The 22597-nt window shown below is 66.6% G+C and carries 21 protein-coding genes and 1 pseudogene; 10 read left to right on the top strand and 12 right to left on the bottom strand.

Going from position 1 to position 22597, the window contains the following annotated elements; all coding sequences use genetic code 11:
* Positions 1-306 precede the first annotated feature (306 nt).
* From P9228_RS27530 to P9228_RS27520, 3 genes and pseudogenes are all read left to right on the top strand, one after another.
* Complete coding sequence (locus P9228_RS27530) at positions 307-774, top strand: (2Fe-2S)-binding protein (protein ID WP_245322377.1); 468 nt, start codon at positions 307-309, stop codon at positions 772-774.
* Positions 771-1613: pseudogene (locus tag P9228_RS27525) on the top strand (xanthine dehydrogenase family protein subunit M); the annotation flags it as partial. The gene P9228_RS27530 and the pseudogene P9228_RS27525, both read left to right, overlap by 4 nt.
* 138 nt (positions 1614-1751) lie before the next feature.
* Positions 1752-4040: a xanthine dehydrogenase family protein molybdopterin-binding subunit gene (locus P9228_RS27520; protein WP_278056639.1), complete on the top strand. Its 2289-nt coding sequence runs from the start codon at positions 1752-1754 to the stop codon at positions 4038-4040.
* A gap of 33 nt (positions 4041-4073) precedes the next feature.
* Here the strand turns inward: P9228_RS27520 and P9228_RS27515 are convergent, their stop codons facing one another.
* Complete coding sequence (locus P9228_RS27515) at positions 4074-4838, bottom strand: slipin family protein (RefSeq protein WP_095801424.1); 765 nt, start codon at positions 4836-4838, stop codon at positions 4074-4076.
* Positions 4835-6217 carry a nodulation protein NfeD gene (locus P9228_RS27510; protein WP_095824557.1) on the bottom strand — a complete coding sequence of 461 codons (1383 nt, stop codon included), beginning with the start codon at positions 6215-6217 and terminating at the stop codon, positions 4835-4837. Before P9228_RS27510 ends, P9228_RS27515 begins: the two co-directional genes overlap by 4 nt.
* A gap of 185 nt (positions 6218-6402) precedes the next feature.
* On the opposite strand from P9228_RS27510, the gene P9228_RS27505 reads away from it, so the two are divergent.
* The 5 genes from P9228_RS27505 to P9228_RS27485 all read left to right on the top strand — a co-directional run bounded on the left by P9228_RS27505 (position 6403) and on the right by P9228_RS27485 (position 10657).
* A complete protein-coding gene (locus P9228_RS27505; RefSeq protein ID WP_164746786.1) occupies positions 6403-6639 on the top strand; it encodes a DUF1127 domain-containing protein in 237 nt (78 codons plus the stop codon).
* A gap of 261 nt (positions 6640-6900) precedes the next feature.
* The gene (locus P9228_RS27500) at positions 6901-7479 is read left to right on the top strand and encodes an OsmC family protein (RefSeq protein WP_095801426.1); all 579 of its coding nucleotides are present in this window, start codon (positions 6901-6903) and stop codon (positions 7477-7479) included.
* Between the two features lie 167 nt (positions 7480-7646).
* Complete coding sequence (locus P9228_RS27495) at positions 7647-8873, top strand: NAD(P)/FAD-dependent oxidoreductase (protein WP_278056607.1); 1227 nt, start codon at positions 7647-7649, stop codon at positions 8871-8873.
* Positions 8874-8897: 24 nt separating this feature from the next.
* The gene (locus P9228_RS27490) at positions 8898-10193 is read left to right on the top strand and encodes an NAD(P)/FAD-dependent oxidoreductase (RefSeq protein WP_278056605.1); all 1296 of its coding nucleotides are present in this window, start codon (positions 8898-8900) and stop codon (positions 10191-10193) included.
* Positions 10190-10657, top strand: coding sequence for a MaoC family dehydratase (locus P9228_RS27485; RefSeq protein ID WP_278056604.1), 468 nt, complete (start codon positions 10190-10192; stop codon positions 10655-10657). Before P9228_RS27490 ends, P9228_RS27485 begins: the two co-directional genes overlap by 4 nt.
* A gap of 52 nt (positions 10658-10709) precedes the next feature.
* On the opposite strand, the gene P9228_RS27480 is transcribed toward P9228_RS27485, so the two are convergent.
* A complete protein-coding gene (locus tag P9228_RS27480; protein ID WP_066999469.1) occupies positions 10710-11021 on the bottom strand; it encodes a hypothetical protein in 312 nt (103 codons plus the stop codon).
* A 103-nt stretch (positions 11022-11124) separates the two neighbouring features.
* Complete coding sequence (locus P9228_RS27475) at positions 11125-11316, bottom strand: hypothetical protein (protein ID WP_067322383.1); 192 nt, start codon at positions 11314-11316, stop codon at positions 11125-11127.
* A gap of 292 nt (positions 11317-11608) precedes the next feature.
* Here P9228_RS27475 and P9228_RS27470 point away from each other — a divergent pair, with 292 nt between their 5' ends.
* Positions 11609-12010 (top strand): low affinity iron permease family protein, encoded by a 402-nt coding sequence (locus P9228_RS27470; RefSeq protein ID WP_278056602.1) that lies wholly within the window; start codon positions 11609-11611, stop codon positions 12008-12010.
* Positions 12011-12105: 95 nt separating this feature from the next.
* Here P9228_RS27470 and P9228_RS27465 read toward each other — a convergent pair whose 3' ends face one another.
* Together P9228_RS27465 and P9228_RS27460 are read right to left on the bottom strand one after the other, a co-directional pair.
* The gene (locus P9228_RS27465) at positions 12106-13683 is read right to left on the bottom strand and encodes an alpha/beta hydrolase (protein ID WP_278056601.1); all 1578 of its coding nucleotides are present in this window, start codon (positions 13681-13683) and stop codon (positions 12106-12108) included.
* A 310-nt stretch (positions 13684-13993) separates the two neighbouring features.
* A complete protein-coding gene (locus P9228_RS27460) occupies positions 13994-15427 on the bottom strand; it encodes an MFS transporter (RefSeq protein ID WP_278056600.1) in 1434 nt (477 codons plus the stop codon).
* 134 nt (positions 15428-15561) lie between these two features.
* Here P9228_RS27460 and P9228_RS27455 point away from each other — a divergent pair, with 134 nt between their 5' ends.
* Entirely contained in the window at positions 15562-16455 is an 894-nt protein-coding gene (locus P9228_RS27455; RefSeq protein ID WP_278056599.1) for a LysR family transcriptional regulator, read from the top strand.
* A gap of 821 nt (positions 16456-17276) precedes the next feature.
* Here the strand turns inward: P9228_RS27455 and P9228_RS27450 are convergent.
* From P9228_RS27450 to P9228_RS27425, 6 genes are all read right to left on the bottom strand, one after another.
* Complete coding sequence (locus P9228_RS27450) at positions 17277-17414, bottom strand: hypothetical protein (protein WP_179293624.1); 138 nt, start codon at positions 17412-17414, stop codon at positions 17277-17279.
* Between the two features lie 308 nt (positions 17415-17722).
* Positions 17723-17815 carry a hypothetical protein gene (locus tag P9228_RS27445; RefSeq protein WP_082953785.1) on the bottom strand — a complete coding sequence of 31 codons (93 nt, stop codon included), beginning with the start codon at positions 17813-17815 and terminating at the stop codon, positions 17723-17725.
* 102 nt (positions 17816-17917) lie between these two features.
* A complete protein-coding gene (locus P9228_RS27440; protein ID WP_082953784.1) occupies positions 17918-18010 on the bottom strand; it encodes a hypothetical protein in 93 nt (30 codons plus the stop codon).
* Between the two features lie 157 nt (positions 18011-18167).
* A complete protein-coding gene (locus P9228_RS27435) occupies positions 18168-19100 on the bottom strand; it encodes a hypothetical protein (protein WP_278056597.1) in 933 nt (310 codons plus the stop codon).
* Between the two features lie 401 nt (positions 19101-19501).
* Positions 19502-21577 carry an AI-2E family transporter gene (locus P9228_RS27430; protein WP_278056595.1) on the bottom strand — a complete coding sequence of 692 codons (2076 nt, stop codon included), beginning with the start codon at positions 21575-21577 and terminating at the stop codon, positions 19502-19504.
* A 178-nt stretch (positions 21578-21755) separates the two neighbouring features.
* A complete protein-coding gene (locus tag P9228_RS27425; RefSeq protein ID WP_066999535.1) occupies positions 21756-22298 on the bottom strand; it encodes a hypothetical protein in 543 nt (180 codons plus the stop codon).
* Between the last annotated feature and the right edge of the window lie 299 nt (positions 22299-22597).

Here is a 22597-nt window from a genome sequence, read left to right as displayed (position 1 = left end):
GGGGAGATGTCGCCGAAGGCGACAGAAGGGGTCGCCGCGCGTGAAACGCCTTGCTGGCGCGCGACGCGCGAGGGCGTTGGCGCTCTACGTGAGACGACCCCCTCTGCCCTGCCGGGCATCTCCCCCGCAAGGGGGGAGATTAGCTGCTTCGACGCCTTGCCCCTCTCCTCCCAAGCCCCATTTCCCTCCCCCTAGCGTCCAGCAATCGGAGCCCGACGCCTCATGACCAGCCAGACAATCATCGATCCTCCCGAAGACGGCCATTTCAGGAACGGCCAGGCCAGCAATGGCGCAAGCCCCACCACCTTGTCCATCCACCTCACCATCAACGGCCGTGACCACGCGCTCGATATCGAGCCGCGGGTTACCCTGCTCGACGCGTTGCGCGAGCGGCTCCACCTCACCGGCACCAAGAAGGGCTGCGACCAGGGCCAGTGCGGCGCCTGCACCGTTCATGTCGACGGTGAGCGGGTGCTGGCCTGCCTGACGCTCGCCGCCCAGGTCGAGGGACGCTCGATCACGACAATAGAAGGGCTCGCCGACGAAGACGGCACGCTGCACGCCGTGCAGGCCGCCTTCCTCGAACAGGACGCCTTCCAGTGCGGCTATTGCACGCCCGGACAGATCATGTCGGCGGTGGCCTGCATCCGCGAGGGCCATGCCGGCTCCGACGAGGAGATCCGCGAATACATGGCCGGCAATCTGTGCCGCTGCGGCGCCTATCCGCACATCGTCGCCGCCGTCCGCCAGGCAGCTAGGGAGCTCCGCTCATGAGAGACTTTTCCTATCTTCGCGCCGACAGCGTCGAGGCCGCGCGCAACGCGGCCGCCCTTCCCGGCGCCATGCTGCTTGCCGGCGGCACGACGCTCATCGATCTCGCCAAATGCGGCGTCGCCGAACCGGCCACCGTCATCGACATCAGCCATATCGAAGGGCTCAACGCCATTGATGTAACCGCCGACCGCGCCGTCATCGGCGCGCTGGCCAAGATGAGCCATGTCGCCGACAACGCAGAGGTGAAAAGCCACTTCCCAGCGGTTTCGGAAGCGTTGTGGCAGGCGGCCTCGGCGCAGCTCCGCAACATGGCGACCATCGGCGGCAACCTGATGCAGCGCACGCGCTGTCCCTATTTCCGCGATCCGCAGAACTTCCCGGCCTGCAACAAGCGCGAGCCGGGCAGCGGCTGCTCGGCGATCGGCGGCGTCACGCGCGGCCATGCGGTGCTCGGCACCAGCGAAGCCTGCATCGCCACCTATCCGGGCGATCTTGCCATCGCGCTTGTCGCCTTCGACGCCGAGGTCGATCTTGGCGAGCGGAAGCTGAAGGTCGAGGACTTTTTCCTCGCCCCTGGCGCCACGGCCGAACGCGAGCACGACATCCGCCCCGGCGAACTGATCACGGCCATCGAGATCCCGGGCTCGGCCGCGGCCCGGCGGTCGACCTATCTCAAGGTCCGCGACCGCCAGTCCTATGAGTTCGCGGCGGCGAGCGCTGCCGTCGGACTGGAGCTCGAGGGCGACGGCCGCACCATACGCGACATCCGCGTCGCGGTCGGCGGCGTCGCGACGAAACCGTGGCGGGCGCGCGCCGTCGAAGAGGCGCTGAAGGGCAAGCCGCTCGACGAAGCGTCCGTTCGCAAGGCGAGCGAGCTCGTCATGGAGGGCGCCGTCGACCACGGCGCCAACCACTACAAGATCGCATTGGCGCCCCGCGTGATCGCGGCGCGCCATCCTGAAATTGGGAGAAACGGCATGACCGTTCATGACATGAAACACGCAGGCTCCGACAGCGCGCGCCTCGAAGCGGTGGGCGGGCGCCTGTCGCGCGTCGACGGCCCGGCCAAGATCACCGGCGCCGCGCGTTACGCGTTCGAACAGCACCTCGAAGGCCTGACCCATGCGGTACTGGTCGGCGCGACGATTGCCGCCGGCAAGGTCACCGGCATCGACACGCGCGCGGCGGAAACCGCGCCAGGCGTGCTCGCGGTGCTGACGCCCGACACCATCATGGACCTGAATTCGGCATCGGACTGGTTCGGCAGACAGCCGTCCGAAGAAACCTATTGCCCGCTCGTCCGCGAGGTCACCTTTTCCGGCCAGCACATTGCTGCCGTCGTGGCCGAGACCTTCGAGCAGGCCGTCGCCGCCGCGGCGCTGGTCAAGGTCAGCTATGACGAGACGCCGGCAGTCGTCGACCTGAGCGACGGCAGCGACGGTATTCCGGTCGACGCCATGACCAAGGAATGGGGCGACGCCGAAGCCGCCTTCGCCGAGGCACCGGTGCGCGTCTGCGCCGCCTACAACACGCCGCGCGAGTTCCAGGCGGCGATGGAGCCGCACGGGCTGATCGCGCGCTGGGAGGGCGACCAGCTCACCATCTGGGAACCGAGCCAGTGGCTCGACGGCATGGCGCGCACCTATGCCGAATGGTTCGGCGTGCCGTTCCAGAACGTGCGGCTGGTCTCGCCCTATATCGGCGGCGGCTTCGGCTCCAAGGCGCTGGCGCTCGCGCACAGCGCGGTGGCGGCGGCAGCGGCAAAGATGCTCGGACGCCCGGTGAAGCTGGTGCTCAACCGGCCGCAGAATTTCACCTCCTATGGCGGCCGCGCCGCGACGCGCCAGACGGTTGCGATCGGCGCCGACAAGGCGGGCCGCATACAGTCGATCGTGCATCGCGGCGTCAACGAGACGGCGGTCCACGGCATGTGGGTCGAGCCGCTCGGCTCCGTCACCTCGATTATGTATGCGACGCCTAATTTCTCCTCGAAACAGAATGTGGTCAGGGTGAACACGGTGGTGCCGGGGGCGAAGCGCGCGCCGGGCGAGAACCCGAGCGCCTTCGGTATCGAATGCGCCATCGACGAGCTCGCCCATGAGCTCGGTATCGACCCGCTGGAGATGCGGCTGATCAATTATGCCGAGCAGGATCCCCACGCGAAGAAGGCGTGGTCGACAAGGCAGTTGCGGGAGGCCTTTGCCGCCGGCGCGGAAGCCTTCGGCTGGGCTAAGCGTTCGCGCGAGCCGCGCTCGATGCGTGACGGCCACCAGCTCATCGGCTGGGGCGTCGCGGCCGGCACCTATCCGGTTCGGCGCGCCTATGGCGAGGCCGTGGTGAAGCTCCTGGCCGACGGCTCGGTCGAGGTCGAGAGCTCCTCCATCGACATGGGCCAGGGCACCTACACGATCCTGGCGCAGACCGCGGCCGAGACGCTTGGCGTGCCGGTGGAGAAGGTGTCGGTGAGGCTGGGGGATTCCCATTTCGCCCGCGCCGGCGTCACCGGCGGCTCGCGGCTTGCCGGGGTCATGACCGGCGCCGTCTACAAGGCGGCGGGCCAGGCGCTGGACGAGCTGATCGGGCTGGCGCTCTCCGATCCGCGCTCGCCCTTCCATGGGCTGCAAGCGAACACGCTGCAAGTGAAGGGTGGCCGCATCGCCTCGCCGCGCGGTGACGGCCCGGAGTTCTCGATCGCCGAGCTGATGCGCGCCCTCGGTCGCGAAAAGATCGAGGCCAAGGGCGACACTGTCCCGGCCAGCTTCACGCCGGAGCAGCGCTACAACAACTACACTACCATCGCCATGGCGCTGCCACACACCGAGGGCGATTATTCCCGCCACTCCTGGTGCGCGCATTTCGTCGAGGTGCGCGTCGACGAGGATTTTGGAACGGTGCGCGTGTCGCGCGTCGTGTCGGCGCTCGATTCCGGCCGGCTCTACAACCCCAAGCTGGCGGAGAGCCAGTGGAAGGGCGGCATCATCATGGGTATCGGCCAGGCGCTGCTGGAAGAAGGCATCGTCGACCGCCGCCATGGCCGGATCGTCAACGGCAATCTCGCCGACTACATGCTGCCGACCAATGCCGACATCCCGGATATCCAGACGATCTCGGTCGGCATCCCCGACCCGCATTCCTCGGCGCTGGGCGGCAAGGGCGTCGGCGAGCTCGGCATCGTCGGCGTCGCGCCGGCGATTGCCAACGCGGTGTTCCACGCGACGGGGAAGCGGGTGCGGGACCTGCCGATTACACTGGAGAAGTTGATTTAGCGCCGGCCTTGTCTCCCCCCTCGAGGGGGGAGATCACTTGCCCTGGCTCTGGCCCTTCAAAAACTGGCTGAGCAGATCCATCGGCAGCGGGAAGACCACGGTCGATGAGCGCTCGCCGGCGATGTCGTGCAGGGCCTCGAAATAGCGCAGCTGCATGGCCTGCGGTTCGGCCGCCAGCATGCGGCCGGCCTCGACCAGCTTGGCCGCCGCCTGCTGCTCGCCGTCGGCGTTGATGACCTTGGCGCGCCGCAGCCGCTCGGCCTCTGCCTGCTTGGCGATGGCCCGGACCATGCTCTCATTCAGGTCGACATGCTTGATCTCGACATTGGAGACCTTGATGCCCCAGGCGTCGGTGCGCTGGTCGAGGATGTCCTGGATGTCGCTGTTGAGCTTGTCGCGCTCGGCCAGCATCTCGTCCAACTCGTGCTTGCCGAGCACCGAGCGCAGCGTGGTCTGCGCCAGCTGGTTGGTGGCGGTCATGAAATCCTCGACCTGGATGATCGCCCGCTCGGCGTCGACGATGCGGAAATAGAGCACCGCGTTGACCTTGACCGAGACATTGTCGCGCGAGATGACGTCCTGCGGCGGCACGTCCTGCACCACAACGCGCAGGTCCACGCGCACCATCTGCTGGATGAAGGGAACGAGCAGGATGAGGCCGGGCCCCTTGACCCCGGTGAAGCGGCCGAGCGTGAAGACCACGCCGCGCTCATATTCCCTCAGGATGCGGATCGCCGCCGACAGGAACATGATCACCAGCAGCGCGAGGATCAGATAGGCGACATAGCCGAGCGTCATTGTTTTGCTCCGTCGTTTCCCGCTCCGTTGTGACCGGCACCACGCCTCCGCACCGTCAGCACGAGATCGCTGACGGCGGTCACCTCAGCACGATCTCCAGGCGCGATCGGCTCCTCGGCCTTGGCGCGCCAGCGCTCGCCGAGCGCCAGCACATGACCTTCTCCGCCTTCCCAGTCGAGAACGTCCACGGAAAGACCGTGCATGGCCCCGCCGCCGACGCGCGGCGGATTGCGGCGCGCCGCCCAGAGGTAGCTGCCGGCCAGCAGCGCGAGGCCCAGCGTCAGCGCCGCGGCGGGGCCGATGACCGCCCACGATATGGCGAAGCCCGGCCCCTCGACCTTGAGCAGCATGGCCGCGCCGAGCAGGAACGCGGCCGCGCCGCCGACACCCAGCACCACTGTCGGGCTGAATGCCTCGACGATGAGGAAGGCGACGCCGAGCAGCATCAGGGCGAGACCGGTATAGTTGATCGGCAAGAGATCGAGCGCGTAGAGGCCGAGTACGAGGCAGATGGCGCCAATGACGCCAGGCGCCACCGCACCTGGGCTCGTGACCTCGAAGACGATGCCGTAGAAGCCGATCAGCATCAGGAGGACGGCAACGTTCGGATCGGTGATGACCGCGAGAAGCCGGATGAACCAGCCGGGATCCAGGACCTCGACGGCCAGGCCCTTCGTCGCCAGCACCTCTTTCTTGCCGGCCACGTCGACGGTGCGGCCGTCGGCGAGCTGCAGCAGCTCCGCCGTGTCACGGGCGACGAAGTCGATGACATGTTGCTGCAGCGCCGCACCTGCCGAGAGGCTCGCCGCCTCGCGAACCGCCTTCTCGCCCCAGTCGCCATTGCGCCCGCGCAGTTCGGCGAGGGAGCGGATTAGCGCCACCGCGTCGTTGGTCGCCTTGGCCGTCATCGGGTCCCCGGCTGGCTTCCCGGTGTCCTTGTCGTCCTTCTCACCGCCGGGAAGCGAGGGCAGCCCGCCGATCTCGACCGGAGTCGCGGCGCCCAGATTGGTGCCGGGCGCCATCGCCGCGACATGGGTCGAGTAAAGGATATAGGTTCCGGCGCTCGCCGCATGACCGCCGGCGGGCGCGACATAGCCGATGACGGGAACGGGGGACGCCAGGATATCGGCGATCATCTCGCGCATCGAGGTGACGAGGCCGCCGGGCGTGTCGAGCTGAAGGATGAGAGCCCCGGCGTTGCGCTCGGCCGCGGTCTTGAGCGCTTCCTTGAGCTGGCGCGAACTCGCCGGACCGATGGCGCCGTCAATCGCGATGCTCAAGGCCATCCTCTCCCCCGCCGTTTCGGCCGAGGAGAAGGGGAAAACCGCCGCGGCGGCCATGAAAGCCGCTGCCAGAAGGGCCACCCGCGCGAGTTTCACGCCTCAAAGCTCCTTGCGATTCAATATGGGGTTGTGCCGGGGCAAGTCCAATGAGGGCAGCGGAGCGGCCCTCCTCACGATTCCACGGCAATTTCGACGTCGCCTCCAACGCTGGCTCCCTCGCCCGTACGTCATTGTCCCCATCGACGGCGCGAATGAACGCGCTCGCAACAATGGAGACGAGAATGACGACGATGGATCGTTTGCAGTACGAAACCGACCGCACAGGCTTCAACCTGTTCGGCTCTGCCCGCCGCGGTTTGCGGCTGGCCTATCACGCCATGCGGATGCGCAGCGATCGCGCCGCGCTGCGCGCCATGCCGGACTATTTGCTCAAGGACATGGGCATCAGCCGCTCGCAGATCGAGCACTACACGTCCACGCGCGCCGCGCTCGCCGCAGCCGGCAGGACGGATGCCTGAAGCGGATGAACGACTGCATCGGCGGCCGGCCGGAAGGCTGGTGAAAACCCCGGCTCGCCGGGGTTTTCGCGTTCCGGCGCGAAGCACTGCCGGCATTGGAACCGGTCGCGGGCTGCCCGCCCAAATGAAACGGGCGATGCAATTTCCACGGTGGGCGTATCAGAAATTCCACGCTGCCATCCACTCTCGTTCAAACGCATCGGCGTCAGAAAGGAAGCCGTCACGGCAACCAAGCCGCAAAGCAACCTTCGGAGTAGTGACATGCAACCTAACACCAAACCTGCCCGCGTTCCGCTCAACGGCGTCGACACACCGAACCTCCTGGCGACCATCAATTTCGTCGCCGGTCAGCCGGAGCTGGCGAAGTTCCAGTTCCGCGCCCACAACGAATGGATCGAAGGCACCCACAGCAAGAGCGTCATGCATGGCTTCCATGGTGCCGGCCAGGAGCAGAAGCACGAGAAGCCCTTCTATGCCGACAGCGACCATCCGGCGATCCTGTGCGGCGCCGACAACGCCCCGACCCCTGTCGAGTGGCTGCTGCATGGGCTGGCGAGCTGCCTGATGGCGGGGCTCGCCAACATCGCCGCCGCGCGCGGCATCAAGCTCACCAGCGTGAAGTGCTCGGTCGACGGCGACATCGACCTGCGCGGCATCCTCGGCATCTCGGACGAGGTACGCAACGGCTTCCAGAACATCCAGGTGTCGTTCGAGGTCGAGGGCGACGCGCCGGCCGAGAAGCTTGAGCAGCTGGTCGAGCAGGCCCGCGCACGCTCGGCCGTGTTCGACGTGCTGACCAACGGCGTGCCGGTCACGGTCGGCATCAAGACCATCCAGTGACCTAAAGCGCGTCGTCCTGAAAACGGTTCAGGCGACGCGCCTTAGTTCTTTGTTTTGACGCATGTCGTTGTCCCAGAACCGCTGCACACTTCTGGGCGAAATGCGTTAGCTGAAGCGACGGTTCGGAGAAATCCGGACCGTCTCTCCCAGGGCCTCGGAACAGAGCCATGAAACATGCTGACGTCGTCATCATCGGCGGCGGGCAGGCCGGGCTTGCGCTCAGCCATTGCCTTGGCCGCGCCGGAATCGACCATGTCGTGCTGGAGCGCGGCCGCATCGGCGAGCGCTGGCGCACGCAGAGCTGGCGATCGCTGAGGCTGTTGACGCCGAACTGGCTGAACGGCCTGCCCGGCTCGCCCTATGACGGCCCGGACCCCGACGGCTTCAGGACAAAGGACGTGTTCGTCCATGATCTCGAAACCTATGCAAGCCGCTGGCAGGTGCCGGTGGAATGCGGCGTCGAGGTCACCTCCTGCAGGCGGATCGGCGGCAGCTTCGCGCTTTCCACCAGCGCCGGCGACTGGTCGGCCAGGGTCGTAGTGGTGGCGACGGGGCATTGCGACCGGCCGATGATGCCCTTTGTGTCCGAGACCAGAGGCGGACCGCTGAATATCCACGCTTCGCAGTATCGCTCTCCCGGCGAGCTGCCGCCCGGCGGGGTGCTGATCGTCGGCGCCTCATCTTCCGGCGTGCAGATCGCCGACGAGCTCGCGCGCGCCGGCCGGCGTGTGATGCTGTCCGTCGGCAAGCATACGCGCCTGCCGAGACTGTGGCGCGGCAAGGACATCTTCTTCTGGCTCTGTCAGATGGGCGTGATGGCCCAGCCGCTCGACGGACTTGCCAATCCGGAGAGCGCCAGGCGGCAGCCCTCGCTGCAGCTCGTCGGACGACCGGACAAGGCCGATGTCGACCTTGCCACGCTGCAGGCGCTCGGCGTCGAGCTCACCGGCCGCGTGCGCGGCATAGCCAACCGCGAGATCGCCTTTGCCGACGATCTTGCCGCGCAGATCGCGGCGGCGGACGCGAAGCAGGGGCGGCTGCTTGCCGAGATCGACCGCTTCGCCGGCGCCGCGCGGCCCGGCCGGCGCGAGCCGGTGGCGACGCCCTCTGCGCGCCGCCAGCGGCTTTCGCTGTCGGAGGGGGCGACCGGCACGGTGATCTGGGCGACGGGCTATGCCCCCTCGTTCGACTGGCTGGAGCCGTCGGCGGTTGGGCCGGATGGCGAGCTGGCGCACCGCGACGGGATCACCAGCGTTCCCGGCCTCTACGCGCTCGGCTTCCGCTTCCTGCGCAAGCGCGATTCCAACTTCATCGGCGGCGCCGGCGTCGACGCGCAAGCGATCGCCGCCGAGGTCTCTAGCTATCTCGACCGCAAGGGTTGCCAAGCCGCCTGAGAGGCCGCCGTGAGGACACCGAAGATGCCGACGACCGCGATTTCCCTTCCGCCAACGCCCAAGAGCGCCCACTATGACGCCATCATCGTCGGCGCGCGCTGCGCCGGGGCCTCGACGGCGCTGCTGCTTGCCCGCGCCGGCCTGACGGTGCTGACGATCGAGCGCCGGCCCTACGGCTCAGACACGCTGTCGACGCACGCGCTGATGCGGCCCGCCGTGCTGCAGCTGTCGCGCTGGGGCCTGCTCAAACCGCTGCTCAGGGCCGGCACGCCGCTGATCGAGACAACGACGTTCCACTATGGCGAGGAGGAGATCACGATTCCGCTCAATGCCGGGCCCGATCTTCCCGGGCTGATCGCGCCTAGGCGCACCGTGCTAGACCGCATGCTCGTCGATGCCGCGCGCAAGGCCGGCGCCGAGTTCCTGCACGAGATGGCGGTCGGCGACCTCTTTGCCGACACGCGCGGACGCGTGCGAGGCGTCGAGATCCGCGGCGCCGGCCGCGCGGCCTTACGTTTAAGCGCCGACATCGTGATCGGCGCCGACGGCATCGGCTCCACGGTGGCGAAATGCTGCGACGCGCAAGTGCTCAGAAGGGGCACGGTCTCGGCAGCCCATGTTTATGGCTACGCGCCGGTCGAACCCGGCGCCGGCTATCACTGGTATTTCCGCGACGGCATCGCCGGCTCCCTCATTCCGACCAATGGCGGGCTGGCCTGCATCGTCGCTTCGGTGCCGACCAAGCTGTTCGACGAGCGCTTCCGCCTTGATCATTTCCGCGCCCGGATGGAGGTGCTGGAGGCGCTTTCGCCCGCACTGGCCGAACAGGCGAGCCGGGCGCCCGACGATGCCCGCCTGCAGGCGTTCCGCGGCGTGCCAGGCTACATCCGCCACGCCCACGGCCCAGGCTGGGCGCTGGTCGGCGATGCCGGCTTCTTCCGCGACCCGCTCACCTCGCATGGCATTGCCGACGCGCTGCGCGACGCCGAGAGCCTGGCGCGGGCGATCCTGGACGGATCGGAAGCAGCCTTCGCGACCTGGCAGCAGGAGCGCGATCTCTTCGCCCATCAGATCCTCGACACCACTGACGCCATTGCCGGTTTCGACTGGTCGCTGGCCGATATCGGCGAGCGGCACCGCCGCTTCAGCGCGGTTATGAAGGCCGAGGTCCGGGCGCTCGCCGCACAGCCGATGCCGGTCCGCCGCGCCGTGCCCGCCATGAGCGAGCTGGCGACTTATCGAGCGCCGGCAAACAAGGACGAACCGCAGGCAATGGCGGGCTCGAGCCTCTATCGCAACCGAACGGGAGTAAGACCATGACCGTACATTTGATGAAGGACGGGTGGATCGGCGTCATCAAGGGGCGGCCGCAGGTCGGCGCCGTCGCCGAGCGTTCGCGGCGCACGCAACCGCAGGATATCGACGCCTTCGCGGAGATGACCGGCGACCGCAATCCGCTGCATTACGACAAGGCGTTGGCCGAGGCCTCGGTGTTCGGCAAGCTCATCGTGCAGGGCGGCGTCACCTCCGGCATCCTGAACGCGGTGGTCGCGGAGGACCTTCCCGGGCCCGGCTCGGTGTTCCTCGAAGTCTCCTGGAAATTCGTCAAGGCGGTCGGTGTCGGCGAACTGATCACCGCCCGCGTCGAGGTCAAGGACGTGCGCGCCGACAAGCCGATCACGAAATTGGAGACCTCGGTGCGCAACGAGGCCGGCGAGCTTTGTCTCACCGGCACCGCGACGGTGTTCACCGTGCCGCTCGCCGGGGGCGAGGCGGACAAATGACCGCCGGCGACGGTCGGCCCGGCTGTGGGTTCCGGAGCCGGGCCGATAGCGGTCAATAGTCGGTGTCGCTTTCGACGGTGACTGGACGACGGTGGTAGCGGTGATGGCGCTCGACTGAGTTCGTGACGACGACGGCGTCCGAGCGGTGATGGCGATGCCAGGCGCGGCGGCCGTTGTCATAGAATGCGACGGTGCCGTGATGGCGATGATGAAGGCGGTGGCCTTCCTCATTGATGACGATGGCGGGACGGTGATGGTAATGGTGCCTGTGATGCGTCGTGATGACCACATCGGCCTCGGCGGCGGATGCGACGGCGGGTGCCGCGACGCAAAGCGCCAACGCTGCGAGAAGCACTGTTTTCATTGCAATATTCCTGGTTGGTGGAGCGTCCCTTCGCCGGATAAACCCCTGCCGGGCTGTTTGGTTCCGGCCTGGATCGGGCTGCCCGGCAGCAACGCAGCGAAGGTCATTTCGGGCGTTCGCGCCGCAGCGCAACATATCTGAGGTAAGTGCCCGCCGCGGCGTCGCAGGCGCGTCGCGACGGTCCGTTCGCGATCAACATGGCCTTGGCAAGCTTGTCGGAGAGCCCGTATTTGCTGGCGAAGGACGCTGTTTCATAGGGCTGGTCTTCCAGATCGTCCGCGAGTCCGTCGGTCATATATCGCCTCCCGATGCAATGGCGCGTCAGAAATGCGGAAGCATGACTTAGGTTGCGGCGGTCGATCCTCTTCTTTGCTTTCCGGACTTCAGTCCGACGGCGCTTCGGACGGTTGGCCGATGAGTGGAACGAACGCTCTTGGTCGCCGTTTGCCGGCAAGCAATTCGCCGATGGGAGGATAAATGGAAGACCCTACCAACAGTGTCCTGGAGGCTCGCTGGCTGCTTGCCGTGCCGGCCTCGATGGTCCTCACCGTGCTGATAGCCGGGTTCCTGCTTTCATAGCGTCGCCCATGAATCGGCTCCTCTTCATCGTCGCCGATTTTCTGTCTAGGCCGCCCGGCTTCTATGCGATGGTTATCGCGATGGTTGCGTGCACCTTGCTCGTACCCTTCGGACTTACCAACACGGTGACCTATGCCCTGTCGGCAGCGGCCATCATCATCACCGGGATCGTGCTTATCCAGGGGTACCGGGACACGGCGGCCATCCACGCCAAACTCGACGAGATCGTGATCGCGCTGCGGCAGACACGCAATGACGTGGTTGGGCTCGAGCATGCGGACACGCAAGAGATCAAGTCGAAGCTGGTCGAGCTGGAGCGCGAAGCGGAAGCCGGCTCGGCCGAGGCGGCATCGCAGAACGTGACGAATGAGGCCGGTGCCGCAGCGGGCGGGGGGCGTTGGGGTAGCTGAAGCACCGGCCGAAGGGGGCGGAATGGGCACCGCCGCCACCCAAAGATAATCTTCCCACGCCAAGATTAAATTACGCGATCGCGGTAGGAGATTTCCTACGACCCTGCCGTACCGGCGACAAAGGCCCGGACGTGGGCGACGAACTCGTCGAAGGCCGGCTCGCCCTCAAGCAGGATGTGGTTTTGGCTTTCCAGCTCGAGGAAGCTGGCGCCGGGAATGCCTGCCGCCATGGTGCGGCCGGACTCGACCGGGGCAACATTGTCTTCCCGCGCGTGCAGCACCAGGGTCGGCACTCGCACTTTTTCGAGCAGCTCGCTGACATCGATCACGGAAAAGGCGGTCTGCAGGCGCCAGGCGTCGTCCGGCAAAACCGTGCGCCGCATCAGATCGTCCATCCAGGCGAAATGTTCGTGCGTGGCGCCGGGGATGAACATGGAGCAGAAGGCTTGGCGGAACATCGGGTTCGACTTGCCCCAGCTCTCGCGCATCAGCGTCGATACGGCCTCGCGCGTGGCGATCTCGCCGGGGTCGCCGCGCGCCCGCCAGCCTTTGACGTAGCCGCCGTAGAGGATCATGCCCGAGACTTTCTCGGGGTGGCGTATGGCATAGGCGATCGAAACCGCGCAGCTCTGCGACAGACCAAGAAGCGTGAAGCGATCGAGCCCCGCGGCCTCGACGACGCATTCGAGATCCGACACCATCGTGTCGAACGAGACGTCGGCCACGTGGCGTTGCGACAGGCCATTGCAGCGCTCGTCGTAGCGCACCAACTGGTTCCGGCGTGACAGTTCCCTCATCCAGTGCCGCCAGATCGGGCTGTCCCAGTCGAAGGTCAGATGCGACATCCAATGCGCGGCGCGCAGGATGGGCGGGCCGCTGCCGGTCTTGGCAAAAGCAAGCCTTGTGCCGTCGCGAGCCCGGCAGAAATGGACGGCGCGGCCGGGATCCTGCGCGGGCGTCGGGCGGTTGGCAAGCTGAGTGGAAGGTGATTGCATCTGGGCCACGTCCGTGGCGCCGCGTTGCGCGGAGCGTCCCGTCGGCTGGGCGGCTGCCGCCCTCACCTTCTCTTCCAGCGCCGCGATCTCTTCCGCCAGGCCGATATCCTCCGGCAGCAGCCGGCGCAGGCGCCTGGCAAGCGGCAGCACACGCCTCGGCTCGCCGGCCAGGCGCTCGATCAGCTCGCGCAACATGCCGAGCTCGGCGATCTCGACCTCGCTGGCGACGCCCGCGCGCCAGGCCTCGTATTCGAAGCAGCGTTCAAGCGAAAGATCGGCAAGGAAATCGCCGCGGATCGAACCGGCCGCGGCCTCCAGCTCTTCCGTGGACGCCATGGAAAGATCGGCCTTCACCAGCGGCAGCAGCCGGGCATAGTCCGTGCCAAGTTTCAGCGAGACAGTGTTGCGGTCGGCGACCAGAGCGGATTCGTCGTCGCCGAGCACCTGGCGGATCTTGGACAGGCTCCAGCGCAAGGCGCCGCGCGGATCGTCGGGAATGTCCCAGAAGATTTCGCAGAGCCGCTCGCGCTGATGCGCCTTGCCGGTGACGGCGAGATAGGCAAGCAAGGCTCTCGTCTTGCGCGACGGAGGCAGGTCGAGCAGCGCGCCGTCGCGGACCACCTGGAAATCGCCGAGCACGCACAGGTCCAGCAGCCCCTTATGCGGAGCGTCGGTCATCCGGCCGGGCACCCTTCCACTGCCATCTGGCTCCTCGTCGATGCGGCGGGAGAAGACCGCAACGGAATATCAAAATCGGCTAATTTACGGAAGCCGATACGGCAAGACGGGCGCGGGGAATGTGCAATGGGTTACATTGGCGGCGATGCGTACTCTCCCTTCGAGGGGAGCTGTCGCCGAAGGTGACAGAGGGGGCGCTTCGCGTGAAGCGCCAGCGCTCCCCCCGACATCAGACGGCGTTGGCAATCCAAGTGAGACGACCCCCCTCTGTCCTGCCGGACATCTCCCCCGCAAGGGGGGAGATTGGATGTCACCGACGCTTTCGCAAACCTCCAACCAACGCAATTGCCACCGCCAGGGCGACCAAACCCGCCGCCACTGCGAACGTAAAACCCATCCCGCCGGCGACTGCTTCCGGTGCCGCGGCGCCGACCTCGCCAGTGCCCACCGTGAACGCAAACACCGCGCCCATCACCGCCGTGCCGGTGATCAGACCGAGATTGCGCGACAGGCTGAGCATGCCCGAGACAACGCCGCGCTCGTTCTTATCGACATTGGCCATGACGGCGGTGTTGTTCGCCGCCTGGAAGAGCTGATAGCCGGGCGTCAGCAGCATGATCGCCGCCGCGTAGCCGGCGACGCCGAACAGCGCCGGCAGCAGAGCAAGCGCGACGCAGCCGATGGTCATCAGCACCAGCCCGGCAACGACCATGGCGGACGCGCCCAGGCGATCGACGAAGCGGCCGGCAGTCACGCCGCACAGCGCCGAGACGACCGGGCCGATCGACAGCACGGCGCCGACCTGCGCTTCGCCCAGGCCCAGCGCGCGCGACAGGAAAAAGGGCCCGACGACAAGCGTCGCCATCATCACGGTGGAGACCAGCCCGTTCATGGCAAGGCTCGGCGCCAGCACCGGATCGCTGAACAGCGCTGCTTTGACCAGAGGCGACGCCACTCTTCGCTGCGCATAGAGGAACAGCGCGGCGCCGAGAACGGCAATGCCGAGCAACGCGATGTTCGTGCCGCCGAAATGGCCGCGTCCTGCCGTCATCGCCAGCGCATAGGCGGCGAGCGTCAAGGCAAGCAGCAACGTGCCCAGAATATCGAAGGGCGGGCCACCGCCCTGCGCCTCACTGCGGAGGATCGTCGCGGTTTGATCGCCCGGCAGGAAGCGCCGGGCGAGGATCATCGCCACGACGCCCAGCCCGGCAGTAACGAGGAAGATCGCGCGCCAGCCGAGGTAAGCGATCAGCACGCCGCCAAGCGACGGCCCAAGCGCCGTGCCGATCGCCGACATGGTGCCGAGCAGGCCCATGGCGCTGCCGGTGCGCTCTTTCGGCATCGTCGTGCCGACCAAGGCCATGGTCAGCGCCATCATCACCGCGGCGCCGAGGCCTTGGGCGGCTCGGGCGGCGACCAGCAGCGGCAGCGACGGCGCAAGCGCGGCCGCCAGCGACGCCACGCTGAACAGGCCAAGACCGGCGACCAGCAGCAGCCGGCGGCCGACGAGATCGCCGAGACGCCCGACGCTGACGATGAGCGCGGTGACGGCAAGCAGATAGGCTAGCACCACCCATTGCACCGCCTGGAAGGATGCTGCGAAGGCGGTGCTCAGCGTCGGCAGCGCGACATTGGCGATGCTGGTGCTGAGCGAGGACAAAAGCATCGCCAGCGACAGGCTGGCCAGCGCGCCGCTTGCCGAGCGCCTTGCGGGAGCGGCGCGTGGATCTGCGATATCGGCCATGGTTCTTCTCCGGCTCGGGTGGAACTTGCCGGGACAATAGGTGCCTCGCCAATATGGCGGAATGCGCAGCATTTGCACTCGAATAGTGCATGAAACGCCCTGTCACTTCATCGAGGACGTGCTAAGATCGCGCCATGTCCCGACCCGATCTCAACCTGCTCGTCACGCTGGACGTGCTCATCGCCGAAGGCAGTGTCGCGAAAGCCGCGCGGCGGCTGAAGCTCAGCCCGTCGGCAATGAGCCGCGCGCTCGCAAGACTGCGCGAGGTGACCGACGATCCGCTTCTGGTCCGCGCCGGGCGCGGCCTGGTGCCGACGCCGCGCGCCATCGAGCTCGGGACGGATGTCGGCCGGCTGGTGAAGGAGGCGGAGGCTGTGCTGCGCCCCGCCGAACGCCTTGATCTGAAGCGGCTTACGCGCAGTTTCACGCTGCGCAACAGCGATGGTTTTGTGGAAAATTTCGGCCCTTCCCTTCTCGCGCGCGTCGCGGAGGAAGCGCCGGGCGTGCGGCTGCGCTTCGTGCCGAAGCCCGACAAGGACAGCGCGCCGATGCGCGAAGGCAGTGTCGATCTCGAGACCGGCGTTATCGGCGGCTCGACCGGCCCCGAGGTGCGGGCGCAGGCGCTGTTCCGCGACCGTTTCGTCGGCGTGGTGCGCAGCGGCCATCCGCTGTGCGACGGCAAGATCACCGCCGCCCGCTTCGCCGCCGGCCGGCATATATTGATCTCGCGCCGCGGGCTGGATCGCGGGCCTATCGACGACGCGCTGGAACTCGCCGGGCTGACGCGGACAATCGCCACCGTGGTCGGCGGCTTTGCGGAAGCGCTGGCGCTGGCGCGCGGCTCCGATCTCATCGCCACGGTGCCCGAGCGCTATACCGGCAAGCTGCGCGAAGGCCTGCTCACCTTCGCATTGCCGGTGAAGCTCGCCGGGCTCACAATCTCGCTGCTATGGCACCCGCGCCTCGACGCCGACCCCGCGCATCGGTGGCTGCGGGGCCTGGTGAGGGAGGTGTGCGGAGGGCGGTGAGATAGCCGATCTCCTTTCGCGGCGACCGGCAAGCAGGCAGGCGAGGCGCGAAGGAACGCCGCGCCGACAGACCAGATTTTGGCCCCAACAAAGTGTGGAGACAGGTTCCTTGGCGACGCCGGGACGGAGCGGGGGGACGCCCAACAAGAACCCCCGCTCCGTCGCTGCGCGAGCACCTCTGCCCGATCTGCCGGCCAGGACCTGCGCCGGGACACTTCGAGCAACCGATCGCCCACCCTCATCGGATGGCGAATTTTAGCATCCCTGCATGTGCGCATCATGAAGCGGTTCACAGAGCGGCAGCGTTCCTCTCCCCAGCCTTTGAGGGGCGACGAAACCGCTAGCGCGACGGGTAATTCACTGCCGTTTGCCCGCCAATGCTGCGTTGCCGAAATGCGCCCAAAAAAAGTCAGGTTGACAACCGGACCTCAAAACGCCTCAACCAGTGAAAAACCAGCCTATTCAAACGTGTAGGCGGCAACATTCGTGTCGCTTGCCGCAACGGCCGAAAAGCCCGGAAATCCGCCATTTCGGAGCCTGCCGGCGCGGCAACCGCGGAAATGCGGCAGCCCGATTTCGGCATTGCACAACGGAAAAAAACGCTGTTCCGGAGGCGCCGCCGCCGACGTTGACAGCCAGCCGGGCCAATGGCAATCCGCAGTGACTGGTCACGCCATGACCGTTGCTGTTGGGGACGGACGGGGTTTCAGCAGCTTGGCGGCGGCGCCGGACGGGCGGGCACTTGCGTAGTGTACCGCCCGCTCCTGGCCGGCAGCGGCGCGAGGTTTCGCGTACGAGGCTCAGAAAGGGTGCCCAGACCGCTACTGACGAACCGTTGCCAGCTTTTCAAGCGTCGGCTCGCTATAGGCCTTCTTGATCGCAATTCCCTCCTGAAGACGCTTCGCGTGGGCGAGCGCCGCCGGGGAGCGACCATCAAGCTTGCGGCCGGAAGCGTTCACCAGGCGCTCCGTACGACGCAACAGGTCGTAAGAGCGGATCAGCGCCCTTCTGCTCTCCTCAATCAGTTGGTCCTGGAAATCTGCGGCCGCGTGCCCGCGCGGGCAAGTGGGGATTCTTGTTCTCGAGCATGCCGCTCTCCCTGTTCAGACGGGAGCGCGGATCAACGTCTCTCAGTCGCCAATGGTGTCCGGTGGGTGGTTACCAGCGATACGGCAGGGTACGCCGATTGGTGCGCCGTGGCAAAGCCAATAGTTTCGACCGATCTCGGACCGCCGCAAAGGAGTGCCGCAGGGCGGCCTGGCTCGCCTCAGAAGGTAAAGCCGGACGACGGCGCGGCGGCGGTCGCGGCCGACAGCCTGCCGCGCTTTTGCAGCCGCGGCTTTTCGTAAGTCTTCTTCATCGTCCATTCCTGGGCGGGTCAACGACCTGCGCAGGTGAACGCGATGCGGCCGCCCTGTCAAGCTTAGCCCGGGAATGTTTGCCCTGCTGGCTGTTGCTTAGGTCAGCGCGGCGGGAGCGGGGCCGACGACCCGGCAACGACGCTCGACAGCTTCTGGCGCTTCACCAGCACCGGTTTCTCATAGATCTTCTTCATGGATATGCCCCTTGCCCAATTTGCCGCCTCAAGACCCAAGGGAAGTGCCGTTTTGTCAAAAAACGTTTTCGTGAGATGCGTGCAAAGCGAGCCGGCTGCAACCGAATACGGGCAGGCTGTGGTCAGCCGGCAACATCGAGCCTGCTGAGGTTCGTTCCTAGCCCGCGTGCTGCAGCCAATGGCGGTCGAACACGTCGAGGATGGCGCGGTACTCGGACGGCGGGATTTGGTTGACGCCGCCGTCGCTGCCGGCACTGAGGAACTGGCCGAGCTGCCGGTCGACCGCTTCCGGGTGCTCCATGACGATGCCGAGGCTCGCGAGATCGGCGGCGATCGAGGTGCCCGGCGGCAGGTACCCGCCCCATTGCTCGGCGGCTGGCGCATCGCGCAGGCGCACCAGCAGGATTCTTGTCAGCGAGGGCTGCGCCTCCGGGCCGATGATGGCGGTGCCGACCATATAGCCGCCGAGCACGCTCACCGGCTGCGTCTGCGGGAACAGGCAAAGGAAGAACTGCGCTTCGCCGCCCACCTCCTTCAGATGTAGGTAGAGGCTGCGCTTTGCCGGCGTGACCGGCCCGCCGAGCTGCAACTGCCCGGTCGGCAATGTCTCGCGATATGTGGCGGTGAACGCATGCGCGCCGGGTCCGGCCTCGATCGACAGGCGGCCCCTGATGAGTTGGCCGCGATAGTAAGGCGACCAGGCGCGCGAATAGCAGGCATAGGTCCCGGCAAGCGCCAGCCCGGTGCCCTTGTCGTCATGCCCGGGCGAGGCCTCGACCTGCGCGTGGGCGCGGCGTTCGAGCTCCGTCGCGTCGATGCCGTGCCGGGCCGCGATCGCGGCCGTGAAGCTCGGCAGATCGCTCTCGGCGATCCAGGCGCCGGGTCGCTCGAGGCGCAGCACTTTCGCCCAGTCTTCGTAGACGCTGTGCTCGCGAGGCTGGGCGCGGCCTTGCAGCCATTTGTCGGCGCGGCCGATATCGAAAGCCGTCTTCGGATTGACCGCTCGGAACGCCGCCGCCAGATCCTTGCGGCTGGCGGTTCCCAGCACGACCGAAGTCAGTCGTAACTTCTGCGCGATGTTCAGTGCCATCCGGCTGCACCTGTTCCGTCCCGACAGAATCGGGATTGGCCTCTTGTTCGAGCGAAGATCATGCTTTCACGGCCGCCGCAAGCTCACTGGGCAGTGCAACCGAGGAGCAAGCAAGCCGTCCCGCCGGCTCCGCAGCAGCGCCGCAAGACGATCCAGGCCAAGCCATCCGCCTGCACTGGACCTGCATTTCTAGCGCGCTCCGAAGGATCCGGGCTTCTGCCCGGATCGGCGAGGCAGAACAGAAACGGCCGGACAAGGGCCGAACCAGACAGCCACCCGGCCAGCCTGAGGGCTGGGGCGTGGCGCCGCCGGCGGGGCCGGCGCCTGCCCGCGCGGATCGCAAAGCCGCGCGGTTCGCGCGGGCCTTCGGGCCGGTCAATTGAGGGGGAAAGTCGCCTCCCTCATCCAGCCGCCTGCAGCTCCTTCTTGCGGGCCGGCCGGCGGCGTGGCCGGCGTTGCGGCGCAAGCTTCAGCATCACCGGCGGCTCGCTCGACAGGGCGCCCGTCACGGCGCTGACCATGCCATGGGCGACGAAATCGGCGTTAAGCCCGGCGGCAAGTTCGGCCGCGGCCTTGGCGTCGCTGTTGCCGATTTCCGACCAGGACACGATGCCGACCCTGAGACGCGGTTTCAGCCGCTTCAGCCGCCGCACCATGAAGCGCGCGTGCTTGGTGGAGTCGCGGTTGAGGAAACCGATCACCACCGTATCGACGCCGCTCAGGTCGAGGCGGCGGATCCCGGCAGGTTCGAGGTCAATGAAACTCGCTCTCGACACTTCGGCGCCCTGCACCTCCAGCACCTGCGCCAGCATAGCGGCGGCGGCGTCGTCGAGCTCGCCCCGCCCGCCGGCGCAAAGCACGGAGAAGCCCACGCCATCCGGAAGATCGACCTCCTCGGATAGAGGCTCCTTGCCGTCGCCGGCCTTCCGATCGTTCGCCTTGCCTTCAGCAGCCTTGCCCGCGGTGATCTTGGCTGAGGCTGCCTTGCCCGGCGAGGCCTCGGCCGAGGCAGTGGCTGCCTGCTGGTCCTCTTCCTCCTCGGCTTCCGCCTCCTCCGCTTCCTCCTGGGCGCTGGCGTCCAGATTGGCGACGAGCGTCAGCGCGCTCGCCGCTACCTGTTTGCGCTGTTCGTCATCCATGACGCCGCGCATGCGGTCCTGCTCGCCAAGCAGCAGCGCCGGAATCGCCACCTGGTCGTAGAACTCGAACAGGTATTTTTCTTCGAGCATCTCCTCGGCGTGGTCGGTCGCCTCGTCCGGATCGGCGGCAAGCAGCCGCTGATAGAGACGCGCATGAGGCTCGAGCACCGGCTCGTTGCCGAACAGCACGTCGAGGAACTCGAACTGCGGCACGTGGCGGCCGAGGACGACGAGGCAGACGGTGAGCGGCGTCGACAGCACCAGGCCGATCGGCCCCCAGAGCCAGGTCCAGAAGATCGCCGCGACGATGATGGCGAGCGGCGAGAGGCCGGTGCGCGAGCCATAGAGCCATGGCTCGATGACGTTGCCGGTGATCAGCTCCATGGCGATGAACAGTGCCCCGGTCCACAGAAGCAGCGACCAGCCGGGCGCCACCGCCAGCGCCAGGAACAGCGGCAGCAGCGCGCCGATGATCGGCCCGATATAGGGAACGAAGCGCAGGGCGAGCGCCAGCATGCCCCAAAGCAGCGCATTGGGTATGCCCAGCACCCACAGGCCGATGGTGATCGGGATGGCGTAGATAACGTTGACCACCAGCTGCATCAACAGATACTGGCCGACCCGCTTGCCGGCGTCCTGCAGCGCCTGGGTGGTGCGGTGGAGATCGCCATAGCCGACGAGACGGATGAAGCGGTCGCGCAGATCCTCCCGCTCCATCAGCATGAAGATGACGACGACGACCACAAGGCCGGCCGAGCCGAGCGGGCTGAGCAGCGGCTCTATGACCTTTTGCAATACTTCGAGCGGCCTTTCCTGCGCGACGATCTCGACCGGGATCGGATCGCGCTTCGGCGTCTGGGCGGCGGACGGCAGTTGCGGCTCCTGGCGCTCGAATTCCTGGCCGACGCGCTCGATCACGCCGCTCAAGCGCGAGATGATGCCGTTGCCCAGCCCGTTTTCCTTCAGCGCGCGGATCTTTGTCAGGATGTTGATCTGATAGACGGGGATGTTCTGGGCGAGGTCGCTGACCTGCGTGGCCACCACGAAGGAGAACAGCGCAAGCGCGGCAAAGGCGCCCAAAACGCTGGCAATCACGGCAGGCAGGCGCGGAATGCCGACGCGTTTCAACGCCGACACGAGCGGCGCGATGGCGAAAGTCAACAGCAGCGCGACTGCGATCGGCAGGAACACCTCGCGGCCGAAATAGAGCGCCGCAACCGACGCGACGACGGTTGCGACCGTCGGCAGCGCCGTGCGCGGATGGCTGCGCGAGGCAGCAAGCAGGCCCGCCAGCCCCGGTTCCGACTCGCACGTGCCGTTCTGACGATTATCCGCCACCGTGAGTCTCCACCCTGCCCGCCATGATTGGCTTTCGCCGGCGTGCAACGCGCGGATCGGAGGATGGTTGCGAGGCGCGATCAGTTGGAGCGAGGACGAAGCGGCTGATGCAAATCTCCCCTTGCGGACAAGGGGAGATTTGAAGCGCTCGCCGCCGCACCTGAAGGTCCGTGCCCGGCTATTTTACCGGGATCATGAGATGCGCGTAGGGCGTGCCCGGCCACATCACGTAAGGCTTGGACGTGTCGGGCTTGGCATCGGTCGGATAGCCTTTCATCATGTCCATCGCGTTGACGATCATCACATGCGGCCCCGTCTCGATCCAATTGTTGCCTGCCTCGGGCTTCGTCGCATAAGGATCGGTATTGCTGCCGTCGGTGCCGCCGGACAGCATATACATGAAGCCGACCTTGCCTTTGGGCGGTTCCTTCTTTTCCAGCCAGGCCATCGCCCATTCCATCGAGTTGGCATCGCCGCACATCGGATCCGGACCGGGCGAAGCCGGATTGTCCGGCATGCACCAGAAGCCGGTCTTGCCCTCGCGCAGGGTGCGCATATTCCCCTTTTCATCCATGGCGTAGACCGCAGCGCCACTCGCCACTGCGGCGGGGGCGGCGGACTCGGCGCTTTTGATCAGCGCAGCATCGTCGGCAGCTGCGCCCTGCATCGCAATCAAACTGCCCGCTGCCAACAGCGCAGCGACCGTCAGAAGCCGTTTCATGGCCGTTCTCCGGTTCGAGTTGATGTCTTTGTGCATGATGTCAGACGTCACGGCGTCCCAGAGCCGTTCGTCGGTGCACTGATCCTACCAGATTACCTGCAGGCGGACAATTTGCCTTTAGCATTCGCCAATGTCCTTCCATGCTCTCGAACGCCGGCGAAACCGGCGGCTGAGCTCCTTCGTCATCCTGAGCAAAACGACGCGCGCAGACCCTGGCGTGCCGAAGCGTCGGCTGCCGCCGGCGTTGCTGCCGCCTCCCTTTATGTTGCACTGCGTTAGATTTGTTGCATTGCGGTATG

The organism is Mesorhizobium sp. WSM4898 (genome assembly GCF_029625845.1).
In the GTDB taxonomy this organism is placed as follows: domain Bacteria; phylum Pseudomonadota; class Alphaproteobacteria; order Rhizobiales; family Rhizobiaceae; genus Mesorhizobium.
This window is presented reverse-complemented; position numbering and strand designations above follow the sequence as displayed.